Origin of the sequence: Pseudarthrobacter oxydans, from assembly GCF_030812335.1 — a bacterium.
GTDB classification, from domain to species: Bacteria; Actinomycetota; Actinomycetes; order Actinomycetales; family Micrococcaceae; genus Arthrobacter; species Arthrobacter oxydans_B.
The window spans coordinates 97,663-122,336 of sequence record NZ_JAUSSN010000011.1; the positions used below are offsets into that span (position 1 = coordinate 97,663).

General features: G+C 68.6%; 21 protein-coding genes. 4 read left to right on the top strand and 17 right to left on the bottom strand.

What is annotated here, in order from left to right; genetic code table 11:
- Positions 1 to 50: 50 nt before the first annotated feature.
- On the bottom strand, positions 51 to 2,138 hold the full coding sequence (locus tag J2W14_RS17475) for a S9 family peptidase (protein ID WP_307464853.1): 2,088 nt from the start codon (positions 2,136 to 2,138) through the stop codon (positions 51 to 53).
- A gap of 119 nt (positions 2,139 to 2,257) precedes the next feature.
- Here J2W14_RS17475 and J2W14_RS17480 point away from each other — a divergent pair, with 119 nt between their 5' ends.
- From J2W14_RS17480 to J2W14_RS17495, 4 genes are all read left to right on the top strand, one after another.
- Positions 2,258 to 3,133 (top strand): methyltransferase domain-containing protein, encoded by an 876-nt coding sequence (locus J2W14_RS17480; protein ID WP_307464855.1) that lies wholly within the window; start codon positions 2,258 to 2,260, stop codon positions 3,131 to 3,133.
- Between the two features lie 158 nt (positions 3,134 to 3,291).
- Positions 3,292 to 3,753, top strand: a complete 462-nt coding sequence (locus tag J2W14_RS17485) for an NfeD family protein (RefSeq protein ID WP_307464857.1) — start codon at positions 3,292 to 3,294, stop codon at positions 3,751 to 3,753.
- A 96-nt stretch (positions 3,754 to 3,849) separates the two neighbouring features.
- Positions 3,850 to 4,848, top strand: a complete 999-nt coding sequence (locus J2W14_RS17490; RefSeq protein WP_307464858.1) for an SPFH domain-containing protein — start codon at positions 3,850 to 3,852, stop codon at positions 4,846 to 4,848.
- A 301-nt stretch (positions 4,849 to 5,149) separates the two neighbouring features.
- Positions 5,150 to 5,497, top strand: a complete 348-nt coding sequence (locus J2W14_RS17495) for an RNA polymerase-binding protein RbpA (RefSeq protein ID WP_024367218.1) — start codon at positions 5,150 to 5,152, stop codon at positions 5,495 to 5,497.
- Positions 5,498 to 5,608: 111 nt separating this feature from the next.
- Here J2W14_RS17495 and J2W14_RS17500 read toward each other — a convergent pair whose 3' ends face one another.
- From J2W14_RS17500 to J2W14_RS17575, 16 genes are all read right to left on the bottom strand, one after another.
- Entirely contained in the window at positions 5,609 to 6,358 is a 750-nt protein-coding gene (locus J2W14_RS17500; protein ID WP_307464861.1) for a polyprenol monophosphomannose synthase, read from the bottom strand.
- A gap of 440 nt (positions 6,359 to 6,798) precedes the next feature.
- Positions 6,799 to 8,472, bottom strand: coding sequence for an amidohydrolase (locus tag J2W14_RS17505; protein ID WP_307464863.1), 1,674 nt, complete (start codon positions 8,470 to 8,472; stop codon positions 6,799 to 6,801).
- An 88-nt stretch (positions 8,473 to 8,560) separates the two neighbouring features.
- Positions 8,561 to 11,455, bottom strand: a complete 2,895-nt coding sequence (locus J2W14_RS17510; protein ID WP_307464865.1) for a DEAD/DEAH box helicase — start codon at positions 11,453 to 11,455, stop codon at positions 8,561 to 8,563.
- 24 nt (positions 11,456 to 11,479) lie between these two features.
- On the bottom strand, positions 11,480 to 12,274 hold the full coding sequence (tatC, locus tag J2W14_RS17515; protein WP_307464867.1) for a twin-arginine translocase subunit TatC: 795 nt from the start codon (positions 12,272 to 12,274) through the stop codon (positions 11,480 to 11,482).
- Between the two features lie 49 nt (positions 12,275 to 12,323).
- The gene (gene tatA / locus J2W14_RS17520) at positions 12,324 to 12,593 is read right to left on the bottom strand and encodes a Sec-independent protein translocase subunit TatA (protein ID WP_307464869.1); all 270 of its coding nucleotides are present in this window, start codon (positions 12,591 to 12,593) and stop codon (positions 12,324 to 12,326) included.
- Between the two features lie 35 nt (positions 12,594 to 12,628).
- The gene (locus tag J2W14_RS17525; RefSeq protein WP_307464871.1) at positions 12,629 to 13,006 is read right to left on the bottom strand and encodes a hypothetical protein; all 378 of its coding nucleotides are present in this window, start codon (positions 13,004 to 13,006) and stop codon (positions 12,629 to 12,631) included.
- 26 nt (positions 13,007 to 13,032) lie between these two features.
- Entirely contained in the window at positions 13,033 to 15,045 is a 2,013-nt protein-coding gene (locus tag J2W14_RS17530; protein ID WP_307464872.1) for a helix-turn-helix transcriptional regulator, read from the bottom strand.
- 149 nt (positions 15,046 to 15,194) lie between these two features.
- Complete coding sequence (locus J2W14_RS17535; protein WP_307464873.1) at positions 15,195 to 15,590, bottom strand: FKBP-type peptidyl-prolyl cis-trans isomerase; 396 nt, start codon at positions 15,588 to 15,590, stop codon at positions 15,195 to 15,197.
- 44 nt (positions 15,591 to 15,634) lie between these two features.
- The gene (locus J2W14_RS17540; RefSeq protein ID WP_307464875.1) at positions 15,635 to 16,573 is read right to left on the bottom strand and encodes an FKBP-type peptidyl-prolyl cis-trans isomerase; all 939 of its coding nucleotides are present in this window, start codon (positions 16,571 to 16,573) and stop codon (positions 15,635 to 15,637) included.
- Between the two features lie 112 nt (positions 16,574 to 16,685).
- Positions 16,686 to 18,050 (bottom strand): Pup--protein ligase, encoded by a 1,365-nt coding sequence (gene pafA / locus J2W14_RS17545; protein WP_307464876.1) that lies wholly within the window; start codon positions 18,048 to 18,050, stop codon positions 16,686 to 16,688.
- A 1-nt stretch (position 18,051) separates the two neighbouring features.
- Positions 18,052 to 18,759 carry a proteasome subunit alpha gene (gene prcA / locus J2W14_RS17550; protein ID WP_307464878.1) on the bottom strand — a complete coding sequence of 236 codons (708 nt, stop codon included), beginning with the start codon at positions 18,757 to 18,759 and terminating at the stop codon, positions 18,052 to 18,054.
- 1 nt (position 18,760) lies between these two features.
- Positions 18,761 to 19,609, bottom strand: a complete 849-nt coding sequence (gene prcB, locus J2W14_RS17555) for a proteasome subunit beta (RefSeq protein WP_307464881.1) — start codon at positions 19,607 to 19,609, stop codon at positions 18,761 to 18,763.
- A 92-nt stretch (positions 19,610 to 19,701) separates the two neighbouring features.
- Entirely contained in the window at positions 19,702 to 19,905 is a 204-nt protein-coding gene (locus J2W14_RS17560) for a ubiquitin-like protein Pup (protein WP_024365265.1), read from the bottom strand.
- A 90-nt stretch (positions 19,906 to 19,995) separates the two neighbouring features.
- Positions 19,996 to 21,606: a depupylase/deamidase Dop gene (gene dop / locus J2W14_RS17565; protein WP_307465003.1), complete on the bottom strand. Its 1,611-nt coding sequence runs from the start codon at positions 21,604 to 21,606 to the stop codon at positions 19,996 to 19,998.
- 59 nt (positions 21,607 to 21,665) lie between these two features.
- Positions 21,666 to 23,438 (bottom strand): proteasome ATPase, encoded by a 1,773-nt coding sequence (gene arc / locus J2W14_RS17570; RefSeq protein WP_307464884.1) that lies wholly within the window; start codon positions 23,436 to 23,438, stop codon positions 21,666 to 21,668.
- Between the two features lie 82 nt (positions 23,439 to 23,520).
- Complete coding sequence (locus tag J2W14_RS17575; RefSeq protein WP_307464886.1) at positions 23,521 to 24,651, bottom strand: tRNA (adenine-N1)-methyltransferase; 1,131 nt, start codon at positions 24,649 to 24,651, stop codon at positions 23,521 to 23,523.
- Positions 24,652 to 24,674: the final 23 nt, after the last annotated feature.

Below are 24,674 nucleotides of genomic sequence, written 5' to 3' on the forward strand. Positions count from 1 at the left end.
CCCCTCAGCCCCGGCTCCCTCAGCCCCGGCTCCCTCAGCCCCGCTCCCCCTCAGCCCCGGGCCGCAGGGGCGGGATTTGCCGCCGTCGGAAGGTGGCTGGACCACCACTGGAGGATCTGGTCGAAGCGCTGCTTGCGGTGGTGCGGCGTCCCGGTCCGTGAGAGTTCATGGTTCTCGCCGGGGAAGACCAGGAACGCGGCCTCCACGCCGAGCTGTTTTAGGGCCGTGAAATACCGCTGGCCCTGCTCCACCGGGCACCGGAGGTCCTCCTCGCTATGGATGATCAAGGACGGTGTGCGCACCTGCTCCACCCGGGCCATCGGGCTTTGCGAAGCCATCTGCTCGGCCGAACGGCCGGTGTACTCCCCGCCGAAGAACCAGCCGATGTCGGAGGAGCCCGTGAAACTCACGGGATCGAGGAACCCGCGTTCCACGATGGCGGCCTTGAAGCGGTGGTCGTGGCTGATGGTCCAGGCGGTGAGGTAGCCGCCGTAGGAACCTCCCATGATGCCGAGCGCAGCGGCGTCGAGTTCCTCGAACTTGCCGAGCGCGCCGTCGAGGAAGGCCAGTACGTCCTCCATGTCCAGGGTGCCCATCTTCTCCTTGATGGCCCGCCCGTGCTGCTGGCCGTAGCCGGCGGACCCGCGGGGGTTGCACATCAGGACGGCGTACCCTGCCGCGGCGTAGACCTGCGCCTCGTCGAAAAGTGCTCCTGTGAACTGCGCAAACGGTCCGCCATGGATGTTCAGCAGGACCGGGTGGGGTCCCTGGCCCGGCGGTTTCACGAGCCAGCCGTGGACGGGGTAGCCGTCGCCGGACGGGACCGTGAGCTCGAGCGGTTCTATGATTCCGGCGCCGGAGCGCAGCGGCGCGGAGAAATCGGTCAGGACACGCAGCTGCCCGCCGTCGACCACGGCGACGTCGCCCGCGGTCGAGGCGTCGGCGAAACTGACCACCAGCGAACCGCCGTTGGCGACGCCACCCGTCACCACACGCTCGCCGCGGACCAGTACCTCGTGCTTCCCGGAGGCCTGGAACTCCAGCAGCTCGACCGTTCCCCGGGCGTTGTTGAGCGGCAGCACCGAGTCGGGACCGCCCGGTTCGAGCCTGCCGTTGCAGCCGAGGTCCATCGTCTCGACGTCGCTCAGGCGGGTGGCGTCGCCACCGCCTGCCGGCATCACGTAGAGCGCGGTGTTGCGCGCCACGAAGTCCTGGCCCGACGGGCCGAGATCCTGGGCGAGGAAGAACAGCCACTGCCCGTCCCGTGACTCGCGGACGGCGTGGACGCTCTGCCGGCCGGTGTTGGCCGGGGCGACCGGTTCCGGCTCCCCTTCTGTTTTCGCTCCTGCGGAGCCCTGCCCCACTGCGATGCGGTAGATGCCGCTCGCGAGATCGTTGTCGCTGCCCTCATGCAGGGCGGCTGTGAAGTAAATGCTGCGCCCGTCGGTGCTGAAGCTCGCGCCGGTGTGGTCGGTGGCAGCGGACGTGAGCTGCCGCGCGGTCGGCAGCAGCCCGGCCGGCGTCCCGCCGGCGTCGGGCTCGGGCCGGCCCGCAAGTGCCGCGGTGCGGGCCTTCAGCGCCCTGCCCTGGGGCGCCACCTTGGGTTCCGCGCCGGGGTCCGGGACGTCGACGAGGAAGAGCTGGACCGGCTTGTCCGCGGTATACCCGACGCCGTTCATCCGGTACTGGTAGTCGGTGATCAGCCGCGCGTCCTCGCCGCCGGCGGAAACCCCCTCGGTACTGCCGTAGCGGCCCTCCTCCGGAGTCCGGGCGCTGTAGACAAGACTCCGGGAATCGGGCGACCAAGCGAACGCCGACACTCCCAGCGGCGCGTCGGTGACGGGCTGCGGCTCGCCGCCGGCGGCCTCCACAATATGGAGCTGGGGTTTGCCGCCGGCCGCGGCGCGCAGGAACGCCAGCACCTGCCCGTCCGGGGAGAAGTCCGGGGCCGTGTCGCGGAACCCGCGGGTCAGGCGGCGCGCGGGCCGGTACGGGTCCAGCGGCACCGTCCACAGCTGGCCAACGTAGGCGTCGGCGTCGAAGTCGGGCCGGATCACGGACACCACGGCACGTGTGCCGTCCGGATGCAGGGCAGGGGCGGAGACGGAATTCAGCAGCGGCAGATGTTCGGATTTCACGTGTGAGAGCCTAGCCCCAGTTTCCCCCACTGTGAAATGGCTCACCCCGGCGGGCGTGGACGCCGGACGGCGCGGCCCTGCCGGCCCGGGCCGGGCACGCCACCCCTAGGATGGACACTATGCCCCCCGCCTCCGCCGCCTCGCTGCTGTGCCCGGTCTGCCGGAACCGCCTCGGATTCAGCGACGACGCCGGCCGCACCCTCGGGTGTCCGGCCGGCCACCGCTTTGACGCGGCGAAACAGGGGTACTTCAACTTCCTCGTCGGCAAAGGCACCGTTTTCGAAGCGGACACGGCAGACATGGTGGCGGCCCGCTTCGATTTCCTCTCCGCCGGCCATTACCGTCCGCTCGCCGCGGCCGTGGCGGAACTGGCGGTCCCGGCCCTCGCCGTCGGAACCGCTGAAACGCCGGGGACGGTGCTCGATGCCGGAACCGGGACCGGCCACTACCTCCGGGCCCTGCTGGACCGTGCGGCGCTGGACCGGACACCCGCCGGGGCTATCGGCCTGGACATCTCGAAGTTCGCGCTCCGCAGGGCCGCAAAACTGAACCCGGAGGCCATCAACCTTGTCGGAGACGTGTGGCAGCCGCTGCCGGTCGCCGACGACGCCGTCGACGTCGTCACCGTGGTCTTCGCGCCCCGCCACGCGGCAGAGTTCGCCCGGGTGCTCCGCCCGGGCGGCCGGCTGGTGGTCGTCACTCCCCGGCCGGGCCACCTCGAGGAGGTGGCAGGCCAGACAGGCATGCTCGGAATCGAACCGGCGAAGGACGAGCGGCTCGCGGCCTCGCTCGCGGGACACTTTTCGGCGCTCTCCGCCGACAACCTCGACGTGCCGCTCCAACTGTCCCCCGGGGATGTCGCCCGGCTGGCGCTCATGGGCCCCGCCGGACACCACCTGGACCGCGGAGCGCTGGCGTCCCTCGCCGCCGGGCTCCCGCCGCTGACCGCCGTCTCGGCCCGGTTCCGGATCAGCGTTTTCGAGCCGCTCCGCTAGTGGCTCCACCAGCGCCAAAGGAGTGTCCGCAGGTAACGACTTGGCCACTTTCACCAAGTGCGTAACCCGGCCCTCCGCAGGCGTTGCCGTTCGGCTTAGGATGGAATCACAGTGACTGAGGGTCTGCACCTGCAGCCCCCGGGGCAAAGGGGGAAAAGATGTTCGAATGGCTACCCGAAAACTGGTGGGCGCTGTGGCTCACGGTGTTCCTGGTGTTTGCCGTGGTGGAGATGATCACCCTCGACCTGTTCTTCATCATGCTCGGCGGCGGCGCCCTCGCCGGACTGGTGGCGGCCCTGGCCGGAGCCGACCTGGGCCTGCAGGTCGTGGCCTTCTGCGTGGTGTCCCTCCTGATGATCGGCTTCGTCCGTCCCGTCGCGCTCAAGCACCTGCATAAAGGTCCGGCCGACCGCCGCAGCAACGTCGAACGGCTGATCGGCGAATCCGCCCTTGTTATGGAGCCGGTGACCGCAACCGGCGGCCTGGTCAAGATCGGCGGCGACGTCTGGAGCGCCCGCTCCGAAACCGGAGTCCTTGCGCCCGGACAGCACGCGATTGTCAGCGCGATCGACGGCGCCACGGCCGTCGTCGCCCCGCAGCCGGAAACCGCCATCCAGTAGCACCCGCAAGAATTCCGGCGGCCGCCACCGGCACCGGGCAAGCGGTGGGAAACCGCCGCACACCATAGCAAGACCAATCTGGGGAATAGGTGATGTATGGATATCGCAGTCGCAATTGTGCTGCTGGTTCTCGTTGCGTTCGTAATAATCGTGCTCGTTCGGGCAGTGCGGATTGTCCCGCAGGCCCGCGCCGGCGTCGTCGAACGGCTGGGCAAGTACCAGCGCACGCTGAACCCCGGCCTCACGATCCTGATCCCGTTCGTGGACCGGCTGCTGCCGCTGCTTGACCTGCGTGAACAGGTGGTCTCCTTCCCGCCGCAGCCGGTGATCACCGAGGACAACCTCGTGGTCTCCATCGACACGGTGGTCTACTTCCAGGTGACCGACGCGCGGGCGGCCACGTACGAGATCGCCAACTACATCCAGGCCGTTGAACAGCTCACCACCACGACACTCCGCAACGTCGTCGGCGGCCTGAACCTCGAAGAGGCCCTGACCTCGCGTGACCAGATCAACGGGCAGCTCCGCGGCGTCCTGGACGAAGCGACCGGCCGTTGGGGCATCCGGGTCTCCCGGGTGGAGCTCAAGGCGATCGATCCGCCCCACTCCATCCAGGACTCGATGGAGAAGCAGATGCGGGCCGAGCGCGACCGCCGCGCCGCGATCCTGACCGCGGAAGGCACCAAGCAGTCCGCCATCCTCACCGCCGAGGGCCAGCGGCAGTCCTCGATCCTGAAGGCCGAAGGCGACGCGAAGGCGGCGATCCTCCGGGCCGACGGCGAGGCCCAGGCCATCCAGAAGGTCTTCGACGCGATCCACAAGGGCAACCCGGACCAGAAGCTCCTCGCCTACCAGTACCTGCAGACCCTCCCGAAGATCGCCGAAGGCTCGGCCAACAAGCTGTGGATCATCCCGAGCGAAGTCGGCGAAGCCCTCAAGGGCATCGGCAACGCGCTGGGCGGCAGCAAGGACGGCCAGTTCAATGACGGGCTGTTCGGCCCCGATTCCGACGCCGCGACGGAACCCGCGGCGACCCGCCCGGCCGCGCCGGCCGCAGGGCCCGCCGCCGGTTTCCCGGGGCACCCGGAGGCCTAGGCGCTTCAACGAAGGAACGGGGAGGCATCCGCGCGGCGGATGCCTCCCCGTTGCGTTGCGCGGAACTCCCCACCCACCCCTGCAGGCTTTACCCGGGGTGCCCTGTTCCCGTATACTTGAATATTTGTCCGGCTGGTTCAGTCCGGCGGAACAATTAAGCTTCGCTAAGCGTTTTATCCTGTGACGATTCATCCGGTTTGGGTCCAGTGAAACGGCGCAATGCAAACAGTAGTCCGGCGCGGTCTCACAGCCCCCGGCTAACGCAGGGCATGACCCTGTGAACCGAATAGAGGGAGAAAAGATGAGCGATCGCAGCCTGCGGGGTATGCGCCTTGGCGCACAGAGCATGGAGACCGAATCCGGTGTCGAGCCGGCTCCGCGCCAGCGGGTCGAGTACCGCTGCGCGGACGGCGAGCAGGTATTCGTGACCTTCTCCTCCGAAGCGGAGATCCCCCCGGTATGGGTGTCGAAGACCGGCAAGGAAGCCTTGCTCGTCGACGGCGAACGCCCCGTGAACCTCAACGAGAAAGCAGTCCGCACGCACTGGGACATGCTCCTGGAACGTCGGTCCCTGCCCGAACTCGAGCAGATCCTCGAAGACCGTCTCACGATCCTGCGTGAACGCCGTGGCGAACGGCGCTCGGCCTAGACAGCCCCGCACCCGCCACTTCAGAGCAAGGGCCGGTCATGCAACGTCATTGACGATGCATGACCGGCCCTTTGCTGTTTCCCTTTCGGGACGAGGTGGTCTGTGGCGGCCCTACCTGGCGGCTTTTTTGCCGGTGAGCTTTCCGGCGAGCGTGTTCCAGCGGGCGGTGAGGCCCCACCGGGTGACATTGATCATCGCTTCGACCACGATGTTTCCGCTCATCTTCGAGTCGCCCAGCTCGCGCTCGACGAACGTGATGGGGCGTTCGACGATCGTCAGGCCGAGCTTGGCGACGCGCCAGGCCAGGTCCACCTGGAAGCCGTAGCCGACCGAGTCGACGGTGTTCAGGTCCAGTTTCTCCAGCGTGCCCCGGCGGAACGCACGGAACCCGCCGGTGACGTCCTTGATCTTGAGGCCCAGCATGATCCGGGCATAGGTGCTGCCCACGCGGGAGATCGCCTGCCGGTACAGCGGCCAGTTGACGACACTGCCGCCGGGCACCCAGCGGGAACCCATGGCCAGGTCGGCACCCTGCTCCACGGCCTCGAGCAACTGCGGAAGCTGCTCCGGCTGGTGCGAGCCGTCGGCGTCCATCTCCACGAGGACGTCGTAACCGGCGTCGAGTCCCCACTTGAAACCGGCGATGTAGGCCGCTCCGAGTCCGGCTTTGCCGGCGCGGTGCAGGACGTGGACCTGGCTGTCCTCAGCGGCGAAGCGGTCCGCCAGCCGCCCGGTCCCGTCGGGGCTGTTGTCGTCGACAACCAGGACATCGGAGCCTGGCACCGCGGTGCGCAGCCGCCCGAGGGTCTTGGGCAACGATTCCAGCTCGTTGTAGGTCGGGATGATCGTGAGGACACGCACAGCGGGGCCTTTCCTTGGAGGGAGCGGTCGAGAGCCGGGCGGTCAGTGCTTAGCTGACACCAGGCGCAACTCTCCATTATAGGGAGTCGCCGGGGCCGCTAAGGCCGATGCCGGTCCCCCGGGCAGGTCCACCCGCCTCGGGCCAGTTGCGGCAGGGCGCGAAAAGCGCCGCCGGAACCGTTTTCTGCTGCGAAGTGGACCCGCCCCCTGGGAGTACCCATGGCCACGATCGAAGAAGCTGCCGCGCTGGCGGCAACCTGGAACTGACCGGGGACGTCCGGAGTCTGCGGCTTACACAACCCTCCGTTGCCCCTCAATGCTACGGGGCGGCCCCGATCTGTCAACCGCTCCGTGACCTGCCGTTTCGTCCGTCATCGCAGGTCAGAGCCGTCTTGTGGCCGGCGAAGTTTCGGGCCGGGCCGGCGCTTCGGCGCCGGCCGTCAGCCCCGGAGCGAGCCGCTGGCGAACAGTTCCCGGCCGTCCTTGACGGTCTGCAGGCACACCGGCTCGGAGCCGGCGTCCAGTGCCGGCAGCAGCGGCGTCCGCGCGCGGGGGTCCGTGCTCCAGGACTGGACCCGGCCGTCGGCCACCTGGACCATGAGTTCCTCGACCTCCCACACGGCGAAGCTGGCGGGGGCGCCGGGTACCAGCTGGCCGGCCATCGGGTTCCGGTACCGGGCGGCCCGCCAGCCGGCGCGGGTGTGGCCGAGGAACGCGGCGCGGGCGGAGATCCGTTCCTCCGGGTTGCTGTGCTGCAGGCAGGCCCGGACGCTGGACCAGGGACGCAAGGGCGTGACCGGGCTGTCACTGCCGAAGCAGATCGGGACTCCCGCGGCGTAGAGGGAGGCGAAGGGGTTCATGCCGCTGCGCCGGGATCCCAGGCGCTGCTGGTAGAGGCCGTCCGCCGCGCCCCAGGCAGCATCGAAGCCGGGCTGCGCGCTGACCGTCACGGAGTAGCTGGCCAGCCGGCGGATGGATTCCGCATCGGCGAGCTCGACATGTTCCAGGCGGTGGCCCGCGGCGCGGACCTTCTGCTCTCCGACGTCGGCCGCCGCCAGGTCCAGCGCGTCCAGTGCGGCGTCGAGGCCGGCGTCGCCGATGACGTGGAAGCCTGCCTGGATCCCCAGCAGCGAGCACGCCGCGAGGTGGGCCGCCGCCTCCGCGGACGAGAGGTAGAGGCTGCCGCGCTCCCCCGCGGCGTCGCTGTAGTCCTCCCGCAGGGCCGCGGGCCGCGAACCGATCGAGCCGTCCAGGTTCAGGTCCCCCGCCAGTCCGAGGACGGGCACGTCCAGGCCGTCGAGGATGGACCGGGCATGTTCCTCGGAGCCGGCCAGTTCGCCCCAGTACGGCAGGATCTCGGGAGCCGCGTCCGGGCCGGTGTTCCAGGCAACGGCGAGCCGGAGGTCCTCGATGCTGCCGATGTGCGGGGCCGCCATTTCCGCCAGGGCCACGTAGCCGTTGGCTGCCGCCTCCGCGAGGGCCCGCTGCTGGTAGCCGCGGAGCGCAGCGGCGGGCAGCCGGCGCGCGGCCAGCCGGGCGGATGTGTGCGCGTCCCGCTTGACCTGGCCGCCCGCCGCGGAGCCGTCCGTATCGTTGCTGCCGGCCGCGCGGAGGCCGGCGGCAGCCGCCAGCGAGGAGGACACGAGCGCCGAGTGCACGTCGACGCGGGAAAGGTAGACCTGCCGCCCGCCGGCGGCGCGTTCCAGTTCCTCGCCGGTGGGCAGGGCGGAGTCCGTCCACTGGGTCTCGTCCCAGCCGTGGCCCAGCACGGTGCCGCCCGCGCCGGAAGCGGAATTGCTGAAGCCGGCAACGGCGTCGAGCAGTTCCCGGGCCGAGCGGACCCCGCCGAGCTGCAGCGAGTCCAGGGCGATTCCCGTTTCGGTGAGATGGACGTGGGAATCGACGAAGCCGGGGGCGAGGAGCGCGCCGTGCAGGTCGATGACCTCCATCGAGGCGTCGGCTATCGAGGTGGCCGCCTGCTCGGAGCCGACCCAGGCGACGGTGTCGCCGTCGACCAGCATCGCCGTCGCAAAGGGGTCGGCGGCGGTGTACACGGAGCCGTTGCGGTACAGCGTTACCTTGTGCGGCGCGGGGGCGGCCGGTGCATCGGTCATGGGTCGGGGACTCCTTATTGCTGGTGGCCGGCGCGGGCCGGACGTGTTCGACGGCGGGATGTTCCGGCCGGGGGGCCGGCCGCGGCGGTCAGGCCACGGAGGAATACGCGACGACGCCGCGCTTGATGAGTTTGATCGCGTCGGCGCACAGCCGCGAGACCCTGGGGTCCAGCGACGGGATCTTCGCCAGCTGGTCCAGCAGGTCGATGACCTGTTTGACCCAGCGGACGAAGTCGCCCGCGGCCAGGTCCGTGCCGCTGAGGACGTCCTGCAGGTGCCGGCCTTTGGCCCACTTGAAAATGGGCCACACGAGGCCGAGTTCGGGTTCACCGGTCAGGGGGAGCTTGCTGGCTTCCTCGACGTCCTCCAGGGCGGACCATTCGCGCACCACGATGTCGACGGCGGATTCCAGTGACACGCTCGGCATCTTGGGCCGGAGCCCGCGGTCCTCACGTTTGGCCTGGTATACCAGGACGCTGGCGAGGGCGGCGACCTCGGCGGCGTCCAGGTCGCTGAAGGCGCCCAGCCGCAGGGACTGCGATATCAGCAGGTCCTTCTCGCCGTAGATCCGGCGCAGCCGCTGCCCGTCGGGGCTGATGGTGAGCACCCCGGCGTCGGAGGTTTCCAGGTAGCCGTAGCTGGACAGGACGCCGCAGACCCGGTCGAAGGTCTTGGCGATGGTGTTGGTGCGGCCCTGGATCTGGCGCACCAGCCCGTCGGTCTCCTGGCGGAGCTTCCAGTAGCGCTCGGACCAGCGTGCGTGGTCCTCGCGTTCGCTGCAGCCATGGCACGGGTGCGCGCGGAGTTCGCGGCGCAGCTCGGCGATCTTCCGTTCCTGGTCCGGCAGGGCGGCGGCGCGGCCGAAGTCGTCATTCCGGCTCGGCGGCGCGGGGGGCCGGTTTTCCCGGAGGGCGTTCCGGACCGAGGACGCCAGGTCGCGCCGTGACTTGGGCACCTTGGCGTTGAAGGATTTCGGGATCCGGACCCGGGTGATGGGAGCCAGCGGCCCTTCCACGTCCTGGGTGCCGATCCGCCGCAGCTGGTTGTCCAGGGTCATCACGGCGGGCCGCGGTTCCCGGGAGTGATGGTCGGAGCTGAGGACGACGGCGAGTCCGGGCGCCCGGCCGGTGGGCACGTCCACCACGTCCCCGGGGAGCAGCCTGCTCAGGGAGTCCTCGGTTACGGACTTCCTGGCCCGGGAGCTGGTCTGGGAGGCGTTCTTCTCGGCGTCGGAGAGCGCCCGCCGGATCCGGGAGTAGTCGGTGAAGTCGCCCAGGTGGCAGCTCATTGCCTTGCTGAAGCCGGCCAGGGATTCCTCGCGGCTGCGGACCTGTTTGGCCAGCCCGACGACGGAGCGGTCGGCCTGGAACTGGGCGAAGGAGGATTCGAGGATCTCCCGGGCCCGGGGCCGGCCGAATTGCGCCAGCAGGTTGATCGACATGTTGTACGTGGGCCGGAAGCTGGAGTTCAGCGGGTAGGTGCGCCGCGAGGCGAGGCCGGCGACGGCCGCCGGATCCGTGCCGGGCTGCCACAGCACAACGGCGTGGCCCTCGACGTCGATCCCGCGGCGGCCGGCGCGCCCGGTCAGCTGGGTGTACTCCCCCGCGGTGATGTTGACGTGCGCTTCGCCGTTGAACTTGTCGAGCTTCTCCAGCACGACGGAGCGTGCCGGCATGTTGACGCCGAGCGCCAGGGTTTCGGTCGCGAACACGGCCTTGACGAGCCCGTCGACGAAGAGCTTCTCGACGACTTCCTTGAAGGTGGGCAGCATGCCGGCGTGGTGGGCCGCCAGTCCGCGGAGCAGCCCGTCGCGCCAGCTCCAGAAGCCGAGCACGTCCAGGTCGTCGGAGGGGATGTCCTGTGCGGCCTCGTCGACGCGCCGGGCAATGATGAGCTGTTCCTGCTCGGTGGTCAGCCACAGCCCGGCAGCGACGCACTGTGCCACCGCGGCGTCGCAGCCTGCGCGGGAAAAGATGAAGGTGATCGCCGGCAACAGGTCCTGCCGGTCCAGGCTGGCGATGACCTGGGGGCGGCTGGCCTTCCGGACCGGGCTGCGCGGGCCGCCCTGCGGTGCATCGTCGCGCTGGTTCCGCTGGCGCCGGACGTTGCGGCCGCCCTGGCCGAAGCGTCCGCGGAAGTTCATCTGGCTCTCGGCGCGGGCCATGGAAAGTAGCTCGGGGTTGACCTCGAAGCCGGGGCGGGCACTCAGGTCGGCGGTTTCCGCGGTGGCGGATACGGCGGACACGGCGGCCTCGCCGGCCGGGGCGATCTCATCGAAGCTGGTGTCGCCGGCGAAGAGGTCCACGATCTTCCGGCCCACCATCACGTGCTGCCACAGCGGCACCGGCCGATGCTCGGACACGATGACGTCGGTCTGGCCGCGCACCGTGTCCAGCCAGGCGCCGAACTCCTCGGCGTTGGAGACGGTGGCGCTGAGCGAGGCGACCTGGACTTCGCTGGGCAGGTGGATGATGACCTCTTCCCAGACGGCGCCGCGGAAGCGGTCCGCGAGGTAGTGCACCTCGTCCATTACGACATAGCCGAGGTTGGCCAGGGTGCTGGAGTCCGCGTAGAGCATATTGCGAAGCACCTCGGTGGTCATCACCACCACCGGGGCGTCGCCGTTGATGCTGGTGTCGCCGGTCAGCAGCCCCACCCGGTCGGCACCGTACTTGTCCGCCAGCTCCGAGTACTTCTGGTTGGACAGGGCCTTGATCGGGGTGGTGTAGAAGGCCTTGAGCCCGCGCTGGAGGGCCAGGTAGATGGCAAACTCCCCCACGATGGTCTTGCCGGCACCCGTGGGGGCGGCCACCAGGACGCCGCGGCCGGCCTGCAGGGACAGGCACGCTTCGCGCTGGAAGTCGTCGAGGTCGAAGGCGAGCGAACGGATGAAGCCGCCCAGATAGGTTTTGGCTTCTGCGGCCCGCTCGACGCTGGCCCGGTAGCGTTCAGACGGCGATTCCGGCCCGGGGATTGAAGACATGGTTCCAGCCTAGTGCGCCAAGGGCTAGAGATTCTCCAGCTCGGAACTGGGAGTCGCCCGGTCCGCGGTGGCTTCGGTCTCCGCGGCCCGTTTGACGGCGCGCCGTTCACGCCGGCGGTCGTTGAGCAGGCACAGTCCGATGGCGGCGAAGAACAGGAGCAGCATCGGCCCGGCAAGGTAGAACATGCTCATCGCGTCCGCGCCGGGCGCGGCCATGGCGGCGAACAGGCAGACCAGGAACACGGTGATGCGCCAGCTCTTGACGAGCTGCTTGCCCTTGATGACTCCCGCCAGGTTCAGCCCGACGAGGACCACCGGGAGCAGGAAGGCGATGCCGAAGGCCAGCAGGAGCCGCAACACAAACGCCAGGTACACCTGGGCGCTGATGAAGTTGGAGCCGCCGGAGGGGGTGAAATCGGTCAGCACCCGGACCGCGTTCGGAAGCACCAGCCAGGCCAGCAGGACGCCGCCCACAAACAGCGGAACGGCGGCCGCCACGAAGGACAGCGCCATCCGGCGTTCCTTCTTGTGCAGGCCGGGGACGATGAAGGCCCACAGCTGATAGAGCCAGACCGGGCTCGCGACGATCAGGCCCAGGAAGACGGATACCTGGATCATGAGGTCGAAAGAGCTGGCCACGCCGTCAAAGTTCAACGTCGCCTGCCGGCCCTCATGTTCATTGAGGTCAGCGATCGGTTTGATCAGTGCCGCAAGCATGGGCTGGTAGACGAGGAACCCGACGACGGTCCCCAGGACGACGGCGATCGCGGACTTGAAGAGACGGTTCCGCAGCTCTTTCAGGTGATCGAGGAGCGCCATCCTCCCCTCGGGGTTCGACCGGCGGCCCATGGTTACTGCCACGCGGTGGCTAGGCGCGGTTCGGCGGCGGAACGTCGGTTCCGTCGCCGGTGCGGGTTTCCGTGCCGGCGGACTTCGGGTGGTTCACGACCCGGCCCTCGACGGGCTCAGTGCCGTCTGTGGTGTCCGTGGCACCGTCCTTCTTCATCTCCCGGACTTCCGACTTGAAGATGCGCATCGACTGGCCGAGGCTCCTTGCCATGCCGGGCAGCTTTGGTGCAGCGAAAAGCACCAATGCCAGAACGATGATGATGATGAGATGCCAGCCTTCAAGCCTCATAGCGGGAGGTCCTTTCGTTTGAATACATCCTACGTCTAACTCAATTCGATGTCGTGTAGCCGCTGGGGCTGCCCGCGGTCCCGCTTGCGCTGGACGCGGCGCCGGCGGCGGGCTTCCTGGCGGGCGACCTTGGCCGCCCGGTAGTCATGCCCCATCTGCACGGGTGAGGCGAAAACGGCGGATCCGGGGTCGGCCGGCGGTTCCGCGTCCGTGCCGTCCGCACCCGGGCCGTCACCGCTGGCCGTGGACGGGGCGGCCGCGGCCGGCAGGGTGGAGAACCGCTCCCCCGCTTCGCCGAGTTCCTTGGCCGTGGCCATGAACTTCCGGAACAACCGGGCGCCGAGCACAACAAAGAACAACAGTGACAGCGCAACGAGCGCTATCCAGATTACGATCCAGGACCACCAAGGCATGCTGAGTAGTCTATCCGCCGCACTGGCTAGTCTTCATAATTGGCCAGGCCGGCGGCCAGCCACTCGCGGGATGCCTCCGCCAGCTCTTCGGGCTGCAGGATCCGGGCCGCCCCGCCGTGCTGGGCCACGAACATCGGCAGCCAGCCGGTGCTGCCGAAGCGGATTTCGGCGAGCAGCCCGCCGCCGGGAAGTTCCGCGGTCCGCTCCGCGTAGTACTCATCGGCCAGGCCGATGCCGCGGCGGGTGAGTTCAACCACCACCACGGTGTCGTCGTCGTTCGGGGTGAAGAGTTTGACGGGGAAACTGCTGCCCGGCGCCGCCGTCTCCGAGACGGGCAGGCCGGTGCTTTCCAGGGCTTCGATCCGGTCCAGCCGGAAGTTGCGCAGCCCCAGCGCGGAATGGCAGTAGGCCTCGAGGTACCAGGTGTTGTCCAGCGAGTAGAGCCGCAGCGGATCGATGTTTCGTTCGGAGACCGTGTCCCGCAGCGGCGAGAAGTAGCGCAGCCGCAGCTGGACGCCGGCCCGGATGGCTTCGCGCGCCGTTTCCAGCGCTGCGGAGTTCCCGGGCCCCACCTCGGGGCCGGAGAGGGCGGCCGCTTTGAGGCCCTCCTCCCCCGCCGCTGCCATGAGCTTGAGCGTGACGGATTCCAGGGCGCTGCCCGCGGCCAGCTCGGGCAGGCCGTTGAGCGTCTCCAGCCCGGTCAGCAGGGCGCAGGCCTCCTCCACGGTGAAGCGGACGGGCCGGTTCAGGTCGAGGTGCTCGGTGATGGTGACGTGGTCATCGTCCCACTGGATGTCCAGCAGGTCGTCCGGGTAGCCCTCGGGCAGGCCGGAGCAGATCAGGATCCGCAGGTCCGCTTCCAGCTCCTTGCGGGTGATCCCGAACTTCTGCGCCACGTCGCTGATGTGCAGGCCCTGGTTGTGCACCAAGAACGGCACCAGCTGGAGCATCCGGGTCAGCTGGTCCTCGGACGTGCGTTTGCGGCCGTGCCGGGGTTTCCCCGGGGAGGAGGCCGCCGAGGAGTCCGCCGGGAAGGCGATCGGCGGGACGGGCGCTGCGGCGAAGTCGGCCGCGGCGGCCAGGCGTCGCCGCACGGAGCTGACGAGTTCGGGCGGGGACACCGCGACGGCCAGGGGTCCGTAGGAGGCGAGTTCCTCGGCGAGCGTCTCGACGTCCCGGAACGGCACGCTGAGGCGGTCCCGGCCCGTGGCGGGCAGCCCGGCGCCGGTGTCGGCCGCGGGGACGGGGAGGGCACGTTTACGGAGTCCGCGCAGCCTGCCGGGCCGGACATCGACGGCGGCTGACCGGACCGGCAGCTCCGCGAGCCCGGCCAGCTCGGCGCGCACGTTGAAGTCCGACGGCGGCGTGAAACTTTCCTTCTCCAGGACGGTCACGGCGGACGTGACGCGGGAGAGGCGGAAGAAGCGCTTGTCCCCCCGGGCCCGGTCGTGGGCCACGAGGTACCACTGGCCGAAGCGGTTGCCGAGTCCCCAGGGTTCCACGAGCCGCTCCTCTTCCTTGCCGGTGCTGCCGGCGAGGTAGCGGAAGCTGACAGGGTGCTGGGCGTGCATGGCCGCGACGAGGTCCTCGAACGCCTGCCCCGCGGGCCGGATCCGCGGCTGGACACCGGCGGGGAGTTCGGCGTCGACCAGGCCGCCGGAGGCCTGCAGCTTGCGTACAGCGTTGAGCGCTGCGGAGCCCAGCGCGGCGTGTTCCCAGAGCTGAGCCGCGAGCATAAGCACGGTGCACTCTGCCGGGGTGAGGCTGACGTCCGGAAGCCGGTTGGAGTCCTTGCCGATCCGGTAGCGGGTGGTGGCCGGATCATCGGAACCCCAGCCCTTGTCCGTGACGGTCTCGACATCGAAGCCGAACCGCCGCAGCTCGCCCTTGTCGCGTTCGAACATCCGGCCGAAGGCGACGTCGGTGCTGCTGGTGTCGTGGTAGACCTTCTCGCGCAGTTCACTGCGGCGCAGGCCGTAGGTGGTGTTGAGCAGGGCGATGAGCAGGTTCAGGAGGCGTTCGGTACGGGAGGCTGACACCCCGCAAGGGTACTAAAGTCCCCGCCCGAAACTGACAAAAGCGCGGCAACAGCCGGAAGAACTTTTCCGATTGTTACCGCGCCTCGTCAAGCAGGACGCCGTCCGGTCAGGACGGCCGCCGGTGGTTCCGCTGAGGGAGCCGGTGGGGACTAGCGGACGGCGACGAGGTCGACGACGAAGATCAGGGCCTCGTTCGGGCCGATCGCTCCGCCGGCGCCGCGCGGGCCGTAGGCCAGTTCGGAGGGGATTTCGAGCCGGCGGCGGCCGCCGACCTTCATGCCCAGCAGGCCCTGGTCCCAGCCCTGGATGACCTGGCCGACGCCGACGCGGAAGTCGAGCGGTGCGCCGCGGCCCCAGGAGGCGTCGAACTCTTCGCCGGTGGACCAGGCCACGCCGACGTAGTGGGTGGAGACGGTGTCGCCGGCCTTGGCTTCGGCGCCGTCGCCCTCGATGAGGTCGGTGATGACCAGGTCGGTGGGCACGGGACCCTCCGGGAAGTCAATTTCCGGCTTCTGGCGGTCAATGTTGCGCTGTCCAAATGACATGGTTGCTCCTTCTAGCGTGGCTTGGGGTGCTGCGGGTGTGGTGGTTACTTGACGCCGAGGATGTCGACGACGAAGACGAGGTCGCCGACAGGCTGGCCACTGTCAGCAGTGGCATCGGGGTACGCGAGGTCCTTGGGGATGACCAGGAGGACACGGGAGCCGACCGTCTTGCCGGTCAGGCCCTGGGTCCAGCCCTTGATGACGCCGGTGAGCGGGAAGGTGGCCTTCTCGCCGCGGTCGAAGCTGGAGTCGAAGACCGTGCCGCCTTCCAGTGCCACACCGACGTAGTTCACGGTGAGGGTGTCGGTTTCCTTGACCTCGGGGCCGGTGCCCTTGATGAGGTCCTGGGAGACGAGGGCGGTCGGGGCGGCGACGCCTTCCACGGAGATCTCCGGGATGCCCTTGTCGTTGTCCTTGACGGTCGGCAGGCCGGCCGGCGGAGTGACCGTTTCGCCTTCGGGCTTGTCCAGGACCTTGGGTGCGTCCTTGGTGGAGAGCACCTTGACGACGAGGAGCTGGGTGGGCTGAGCCTCGGCGCCTTCAGCGGCTGCCGCGCCGGGAACGGCGAGGGCGAGGTGGGTGCCGATCTTAGCGCCTACGAAGGCGTTGTAGATGACGGGGCTTTCGGACTTGAGGTCGTCGGTGAGTTCGAGTTCCTCCGGCTCCCCCGGGAAGGTGTCCTCCAGGGTGGAGCCGTCCTTGCCGCTCAAGGCAACGATGGAGATTGATGCGATCTGGTTGGCCTTGACCCGGTCGCCGTCGCCGTCCTTGACCACCTTGACGGTGGGTTCCGTGACCTCAAGGGGCTTGGTGAATTCAACACCGGGTGCCTTCTTGTCGCCGTTCTCCGTCAGCTTGAGGGAGTCCAGCTTGGCGGTCTCGCCGGCGGACTGGCTGGTGGCTTCCGGGGCGGCTGGTTCTCCGCCGCCGCAGGCGGTCAGCAGCAGCAGTCCGGGAAGAAGAATTGCAAGTAGTCGGCGCACTTAAGAACTTTCGTCGGGGCAGGATGGACGCCTCGCCCCGGCAAGTGCCAGCGGCAAAGCAAGCGTTGGCCGCGAACGGCAACCCCTCCAGAATAACGTGGAAAGCTGGGTATCAGCCCATAGAGTTCAGCAGGGCATCCACCCGCTCGTCCACACTGCGGAACGGGTCCTTGCAGAGAAGGGTCTGGTGGGCACGGTCGTTGAGCTTCAGGTGCACCCAGTCCACGGTGTAGTCGCGGCCCAGTTCCTGCGCCCGCCTGACGAAGTCGCCGCGGAGCTTGGCGCGGGTGGTCTGCGGCGGGGCGTCCACCGCATCCTTGACCGCAGTGTCATCGACCACGCGGCGCACGGCACCGCGGGACTGGAGCAGGTAGTAGAGTCCGCGGGTTCGGGAGATGTCGTGGTAGGTCAGGTCCAGCTGGGCAATCCGGGGCGCGTCGAGGCCCAGGTTATGCCGTGCGCGGTAGTTGTCCATGAGCTTTTTCTTGATCGCCCAGTCCACTTCGGTGTCGATCTTGCTCGTGTCGCCGCTCTCGATCGCATCGAGGGTGCGTTCCCAGAGGTCCAGGATCAGCGGTACGTGGGGGTTATGGGCGCCCTGTTCCGCGACGAAGGCCGTGACCTTGCCCAGGTATTCGCGCTGGATTTCCAGGGCGGTGAGCTGCCGGCCGTTGGCGAGCCGGACCAGCGCGCGGCCGCTGAGGTCATGGGAGATTTCCCGGATGCTGCGGATCGGGTTCTCCATCCGCATGTCACGCATGATGACCCCGGCTTCGATCATCCGCAGGATCAGGTCCACGGTCCCGACCTTGAGCAGCGCCGTGGTTTCGGACATGTTGGAGTCGCCAACGATCACGTGCAGCCGGCGGTAGAACTCAGCGTCGGCGTGCGGCTCATCGCGGGTGTTGATGATCGGGCGGGACCTGGTGGTGGCGGAGGAGACGCCCTCCCAGATGTGGTCGGCGCGCTGGGAGAACGCGAACGTGGCCCCGTGCGGGGTCTTGAGGATCTTCCCGGCCCCGGCGATCAGCTGCCGGGTCACGAGAAACGGAATCAGGATTTCGGCCAGCCGGGAGAATTCGCCGCGCCGCGGGATGAGGTAGTTCTCGTGGCTGCCGTAGGAGTTCCCGGCGGAGTCGGTGTTGTTCTTGAACAGGTACACGGTGCCGTTGAAGCCTTCCGCCGCCAGGCGTTCCTGCGCCTCGTCCACGAGGTCGTCCAGGATGAGTTCTCCGGCTTTGTCGTGCGCGATCAGCTGGGCGAGGTCGTCGCATTCCGCGGTCGCGTACTCCGGGTGGGACCCGACGTCGAGGTAGAGCCTGGAGCCGTTGGTCAGGAAGACGTTGGAGGACCTCCCCCAGCTGACCACCTTGCGGAACAGGTAGCGGGCCACCTCTTCGGGGGCCAGCGGGCGTGACTCCGGGCTTGAGTAGGAAATCCCGAACTCGGTCTCAATGCCGAAAATGCGCTTGTCCATCTCAGTTCTCCTCAGCGAGCAATGCCGTGATATCTGCGTCCTCAAGCCGGCGGAACGCCCGGCGGGTGCCGCGGCTGCTTTCCGAGCCGCGGTCCAGCACCGCCACCTCCACGGCCGAGGGGGGCAGCGTGGTGGTTTCCTTGTCCGCAACGAGGCCGGCCAGGGCAAGCCTGATGGCGCCGGCGAAGTCCAGTGCGCCCTGCCAGCCTGCCGCGACGGCCTCGGAGACCTTGTCCGCCTGGCCGCCCATCACGATGAAGCCCTTCTCGTCGGCGATCGACCCGTCGAAGGTCAGCCGGTACAGGTGGTCCTCGTCCGGGGAGGACCCGACCTCGGCCACGGCCAATTCGACTTCGAAGGGTTTTTGTTCCGCGGTGAACACCGCCCCGAGGCTCTGCGCGTAGACGCTGGCCAGGCCCCTGGCGGTGACGTCCTCCCGGTCATAGGAGTAGCCGCGGACATCCGCGTACCGGACTCCGGCCTGCCGGAGGCTCTCGAATTCGTTGTATTTGCCCACGGCCGCGAACGCGATCTTGTCGTAGATTTCGCCGATCTTGTGCAGTGACGGCGAGGGGTTTTCGGCCACGAGGGCAATCCCGTCGCGGCAGCTGACGACTACCACGGAGCGCCCGCGGGCGATGCCTTTCCGCGCGAAATCCGCGCGGTCCTTCATCAGTTGTTCGGGCGATACGTAAAACTGCTGGGTCATCTCAGGCCTCCCGCTGGGCCACGGCCCGGGACTCGATGATGGCGCCGGCCATTGCCGCGAGTTCGCGTTCCGGAACCCGGAAGGCACCTGTTCGGTTGACCACGTAGACCACCGGCCAGAGCTGCCGGACGGGGTCGGGGCCGCCAGTGGCGGAGTCGTCGTCGGCGGCGTCGTAGAGCGCTTCGACGGCGACGGAGACGGCGTCGCGCTCGGGGAGGTTGGGCCGCCAGAGTTTCTTGAGCGCGCCGCGGGCGAACATCGAGCCGGAACCGACGGTGTGGTGTTCCTGCTCCTCGTACCGGCCGCCGGTGACGTCGTAGGAGAAGAGCCGGCCCATACCCGCGGGACGGTCGAAGCCGGCAAACAGCGGAACGACGGCGAGGCCCTGCATCGCCATGGGCAGGTTGCTGCGGACCATCGCCCCGAGCCGGTTGGCTTTGCCGTCGAGGCTCAGGAGTGTCCCTTCGATCTTCTCGTAGTGTTCGAGTTCGACCTGGAAGAGCCGGGTGATGTCGAGGGCGATCCCCGCGGTGCCGGCAATGCCGAGCACGGAATACTGGTCCGCGGGGAACACCTTCTCGATGTGCCGGCTGGCGATGACGTTGCCCATCGTGGCGCGGCGGTCACCCGCCATCAACACCCCTCCGGCGTAGGTCAGCGCGACGATGGTGGTCCCGTGCGGCGCCTGCAGGGGCGTGGCGGCGTTCCCTGCCGGGAACTGCTGGGCGGACGGCTGCTGGCCGAAAGGCAGTTGGCCGAAAGGCAGTAAGTCGGGGCGCTGGCGCTGCAGATGTTCGGTGAAGGAGGACGTGGCGTTGGCTGCTACTTGGTTGGCGGTGGTTTCCTGCACTGGTGCACTCCCTCAACGTAGTGAATCAACGACTTCCGGCCCTCAGCCCTGTGCCGGCGCAACCCCTGGGCCGCCGCGGTCCGGGCGGTGCGCTACTGGCCGCCCTTTTGGACAAACGCCCGGACGAACTCCTCGGCGTTGGACTCCAGCACACCGTCGATTTCATCGAGCAGATCGTCGACGCCCTGGGTGGCGGCTGACGCCTGGCCCTCCGCGGGGGCCGGCGGGGCGGCGGGAACGTCTTCGTCGACTTCGGTGTCCCGCGACTGCGGCTGCTGCTGCTCCTGGCCTGCCATTGTTCTCTCCTTCTGTCCGTCCCCGCTTTGCAAGGGACTTCATGTAAGCCATATTGCCACGCCCGGAGCCCCTGCGGGGACTCTTTGGCACTAGGAACCGGGAGGGAGTCCGAGCAGCTCGGACAGGAACGGTCCGGCCTCCCGGTGCCGGGCGAAGAGGCCCCCGGTGAGGGCCTCGGTTCCGCGCAGCGGTTCCCGGGTGGGGACCCGCTGCAGCCTGCCGCGGCCCGGCACATCGAAGATCACGGAGTCCCAGCTGGCGCCGACCACGTCGGCCCCGAAGCGGCTGACGCAGCGTCCCCGGAAGTAGGCCCGGGTGTCCGACGGCGGTTCGGTGACTGCCCGCTGGATCATGCCGTCGTCGACGATCCGCCGCATCCGGTCCCGTGCCAGCAGGCGGTAGTAAAGCCCCTTTTCGGGCCGGATGTCCGCCCACTGGAGGTCCACGAGGCCCAGTCGCGCGTGGCCCCATTCGAGTCCGTCGCGGTCCCGGTAGCCCTCCAGCAGCGAGAGTTTCGCGAGCCATTCCACGGAGGACGCGGCCGCGGCCCGGTCGTTGGCCAGTTCGGTCAGTGTCGCCGACCAGCGTTCGAGCACGTCGTGGGTGTGGCCGTCCCCGTCCACGGCATCGGCGACGCCGGTATCCTGGGCATGCTTCGCGGCCGCTTCAAAGTAGATCCACTGCAGGTCCAGGGCGGTGATCCGGCGCCCGTCGAGCAGCCGAAGGGTGGCAGTGAGCGAGGTGTCATGGCTGACGGCCTGCAGCGCGGCGACCGGCTCGTGGACTTCGAGCTTCGGGGCCAGGCCGGCCTCGATCAGGCTCAGGACCAGGGCCGTCGTGCCGAATTTCAGGTAATTGGCGGTCTGGCTGAGGTTGGCGTCGCCGATGATGACGTGCAGCCGCCGGTACTTGTCCGCGGTCGCGTGCGGTTCGTCACGGGTGTTGATGATGGGGCGGCGGATCGTGGTTTCGAGGCCGACCTCGGTCTCGAAAAAGTCCGCCCGCTGGCTGATCTGGTAGCCGGGGCGGGAGCCGTCCTGTTTCATGCCGACCCGGCCGGCGCCGCAGAAAATCTGGCGGGTGACGAAGAACGGGGTCAGGCCGCGGACGATGTCGCCGAACGGCACCGCGCGCGGCATCAGGTAGTTCTCGTGGGAGCCGTAGGAGACCGACTTGTTGTCGGTGTTGTTCTTGTAAAGATTGACCGGGGGCAGCTCGGGATCCGCGGCCAGCCGCCGCACCGCTGCGAGGGCCACGAGGTCCCCGGCCGCATCCCAGGCGACGACGTCGCGCGGGCTGGTCACCTCCGGGCTGGAGTACTCGGGGTGGGCATGGTCGACGTACAGCCGGGCACCGTTGCCGAGCACCATGTTCATCAGCAGGGTGCCGGACTCGTCCTCGCCGTCGGCTTCCAGCTCCTGCCGGCCATAGGCCAGGGCGACCGCCTCGGCGTCGAGGACGGGCGGCTGGTCGGTCAGCTGGTCCGGTTCGGCCTGGCTGCGCTCCAGCGTCCAGCCGCGGGCGTCATGCAGCGGTTCCTCGTCGGTGTAGTCCCAGCGGGTCTCGGCCCCGCCGGCGGCGCGCTGCCGGGTCACCTGGGCGTAGGCCTGGATCACGCGGGCGGACATCATCGTGGCGTTGGCGCCGGGCGCGGACGGGGCGTGGATGCCGTATTCGGTCTCCGAGCCCATCACCCGCATGGCGCCGCCGACCGGCAGTCCGCCGGACACGCCGGCCGGCCTGCCGGGTACAGCCGACGTCACAGGTACTGGCCCGTGCTCGGCATCGTCTCGATGGACTTGCCGGGTTCCTGCCCGGCCTTGCCCTGGACGATGGTGCGGATGTACGTGATGCGCTCGCCCTTCTTGCCCGAGATCCGTGCCCAGTCGTCCGGGTTGGTGGTGTTGGGCATGTCCTCGTGCTCGCGGAACTCGTCGACGACGGCGCGCAGCAGGTGGTCGATCCGGATGCCCTTCTGGCCCACGGTGAGCAGGTCCTTGATGGCGTATTTCTTGGCCCGGTCGACGACGTTCTGCACCACGGCGCCGGAGTTGAAGTCCTTGAAGTAGAGCATTTCGGTGTCGCCGTTGGCGTAGGTGACCTCGAGGTATTCGTTGGACTTGTCGGTGGAGTACATCGCCTCGACGGTGCGCTGGACCATCGCATCCACGGTGGCCTGCACGTCGCCGTGGTGCTCGGCGAGGTCGGACTCGTGGAAGGGAAGGTCGGCGGTGATGTATTTGTTGAAGATGTCCGCCGCGGCCTCCGCGTCGGGGCGGTGGATCTTGACCTTGACGTCCAGGCGGCCGGGCCGCAGGATCGCCGGGTCGATCATGTCCTCACGGTTGGAGGCGCCGATCACGATCACGTTGTCGAGCCGCTCCACGCCGTCGATCTCGCTGAGCAGCTGCGGGACGATGGTCGTTTCGACGTCGGAGGAGATGCCGGTGCCGCGGGTGCGGAACAGCGAGTCCATTTCGTCGAAGAACACCACGACCGGGCTGCCCTCGGAGGCCTTCTCCCGGGCGCGGGCGAAGATCAGCCGGATGTGCCGTTCGGTCTCGCCGACATACTTGTCCAGCAGCTCCGGTCCCTTGATGTTCAGGAAGTAGCTCTTCATGTCCGTTTTGCCGGTGCGTTCGGCGGCCCGGGCGGCGAGGGAGTTGGCGACCGCCTTGGCGATGAGCGTCTTGCCGCAACCCGGCGGGCCGTAGAGCAGGATGCCTTTCGGGGCCTTGAGCCCGTGTTCGCGGTACAGGTCCGGATGCAGGAACGGCAGTTCGACGGCGTCGCGGATCTGCTCGATCTGCGGCCCCAGCCCGCCGATGTCCTGGTAAGTGATGTCCGGCACTTCCTCGAGGACGAGGTTCTCCACCTCGGACCGCGGGATCTTTTCGAGGGCGTAGCCCGTGCGGGAATCGATCGAGAGGGCGTCGCCGACCCGGAGCTTCTGCGAGAGCAGGGCGCCGGAGAGCCGGATGACGCGTTCCTCGTCGGCCCGGCCGACGACCAGGGCACGGTCCGTGCCCAGCATCTCCTTCAGCGTGACCAGGTCCCCGGCCCGTTCGTAGCCGAGCCCGGCGACCACCATCAGCGCCTCGTTGAGGAGGACCTCCTGGCCGACCGCCAGCTGGTTCATGTTGACCAGCGGGCTGATCCCGACCCGCATCTTCCGGCCGGCGTTGAAAATGTCGACCGATTCCTCGGTGGCGGCCTGACCGCCGTTGCCGGCGGAGGGATGGCGTCGAGGGTTCAGCTGCAGCACGGTGCCGAAGCTGTACGGCGGCTGGCCTTCCTGGTCGAGGGCGTTCTTGAGCCGGAGGATTTCCGCTTTCGCGGTTTCCAGCATGCCCACGAGCTTGGAGTTGTTCTGCGTCGCGGCGGCGAGCTGTCGGTCAATGTGCCGGAGTTTGTCCCGGAGGATATTGACCTGCCGCTCGGCCACGGACAGTTCGCTGGCGTGCGCCTGCCCCGCGGATGCTGCCGCGTCCTCTGCAGGCGTCTGGCCCGGATCGGTGTTCGGAGTCTCCATCGTGCATCAGCCCCTTCCTACGCTTCTATTAAGACATTAGCCCCAAGACGCCGGACCCCGCTGAAGACTTCCGAAATGCGGACTACTTCGTAATATCAGGATCGTCCTTGACGTTGGTTCCGGCAATGGCGTCGCGGGCCGCCCGGCGCAGCTTCTTGTCCGACACGGCGCGCTCCCCCACGGCGCCGGGCGTCCAGGCGTTGACGTCCTCCGCGTTGAAGTCTGTCTTGGACGGGCGACGCTTCACGGAGATTCCCGTGACGCCGTCGGCCAGCCGGCGGGTCACGAGCAGGAAGCCGGTGTGTGCGACCATCCGGTGGTCCGGACGGACCGCCAGGCCTTCGAGGTGCCAGCCGCGGACCATGGATTCCCAGGCGTCGGGCTCGGTGAAGCGGCCGTCGGCGCGGATGGCCTCCGCGGTCCGGGACAGCTGTGTCACGGTGGCGACGTAGTTGATCCACACGCCGCCGGGGGCCAGCACGGTGGCAACCGCGTCGAGGCACTCCCAGGGCGCCAGCATGTCCAGGACCACGCGGTCCACGGAGCCGGGCTCCTCGGTGCGGACCACTTCCTCCTGGAAATCCCCGATGGAAATCTGCCAGGCCGGGTGCGGGCCGCCGAAGATCGTCTCGACGTTGCCGCGGGCGATGTCGGCGAATTCTTCCCGGCGCTCGAAGGAGTGCAGGTAGCCGTTGTCGCCGACCGCGCGGAGCAGCGAGATGGACAGGGCGCCGGAACCGACGCCGGCTTCCACGACGCGTGCGCCGGGGAAGATGTCTGCCATGGTGACGATCTGGCCGGCGTCCTTGGGGTAGACGACGGCTGCGCCGCGGGGCATCGAGAGGACGAAGTCCGAGAGCAGGGGGCGCAGCGTCTGGTACTGCTGGCCGACGTTGTTGACCACCACGGAGCCGTCCGGCTTGCCGATGATCTCGTCGTGGTTCAGGAAGCCGCGGTGCGTGTGGAAGGCCCCGCCGACTTCGAGGCTGATGGTGTTCATGCGGCCGCGCTCGTCGGTGAGCTGCACCCGCTCGCCCTCCCGGAACGGTCCGCGGCGGCGGGCCGCGCCCACGGGTGCGTCGAGGGCACGTGCCGGGGCCACCGCCGGGGCATCTGTGCTCGTGGCCGGACTATTGTCAACACCTTCGGCGGGTACGCCGTCGGCGGTTGCGGCGTCGTCGGGGCTGGTGCTGGCGGCGGTGTCGCTGCTCATGAAAGTGTTCCTCGCTCCTGTAA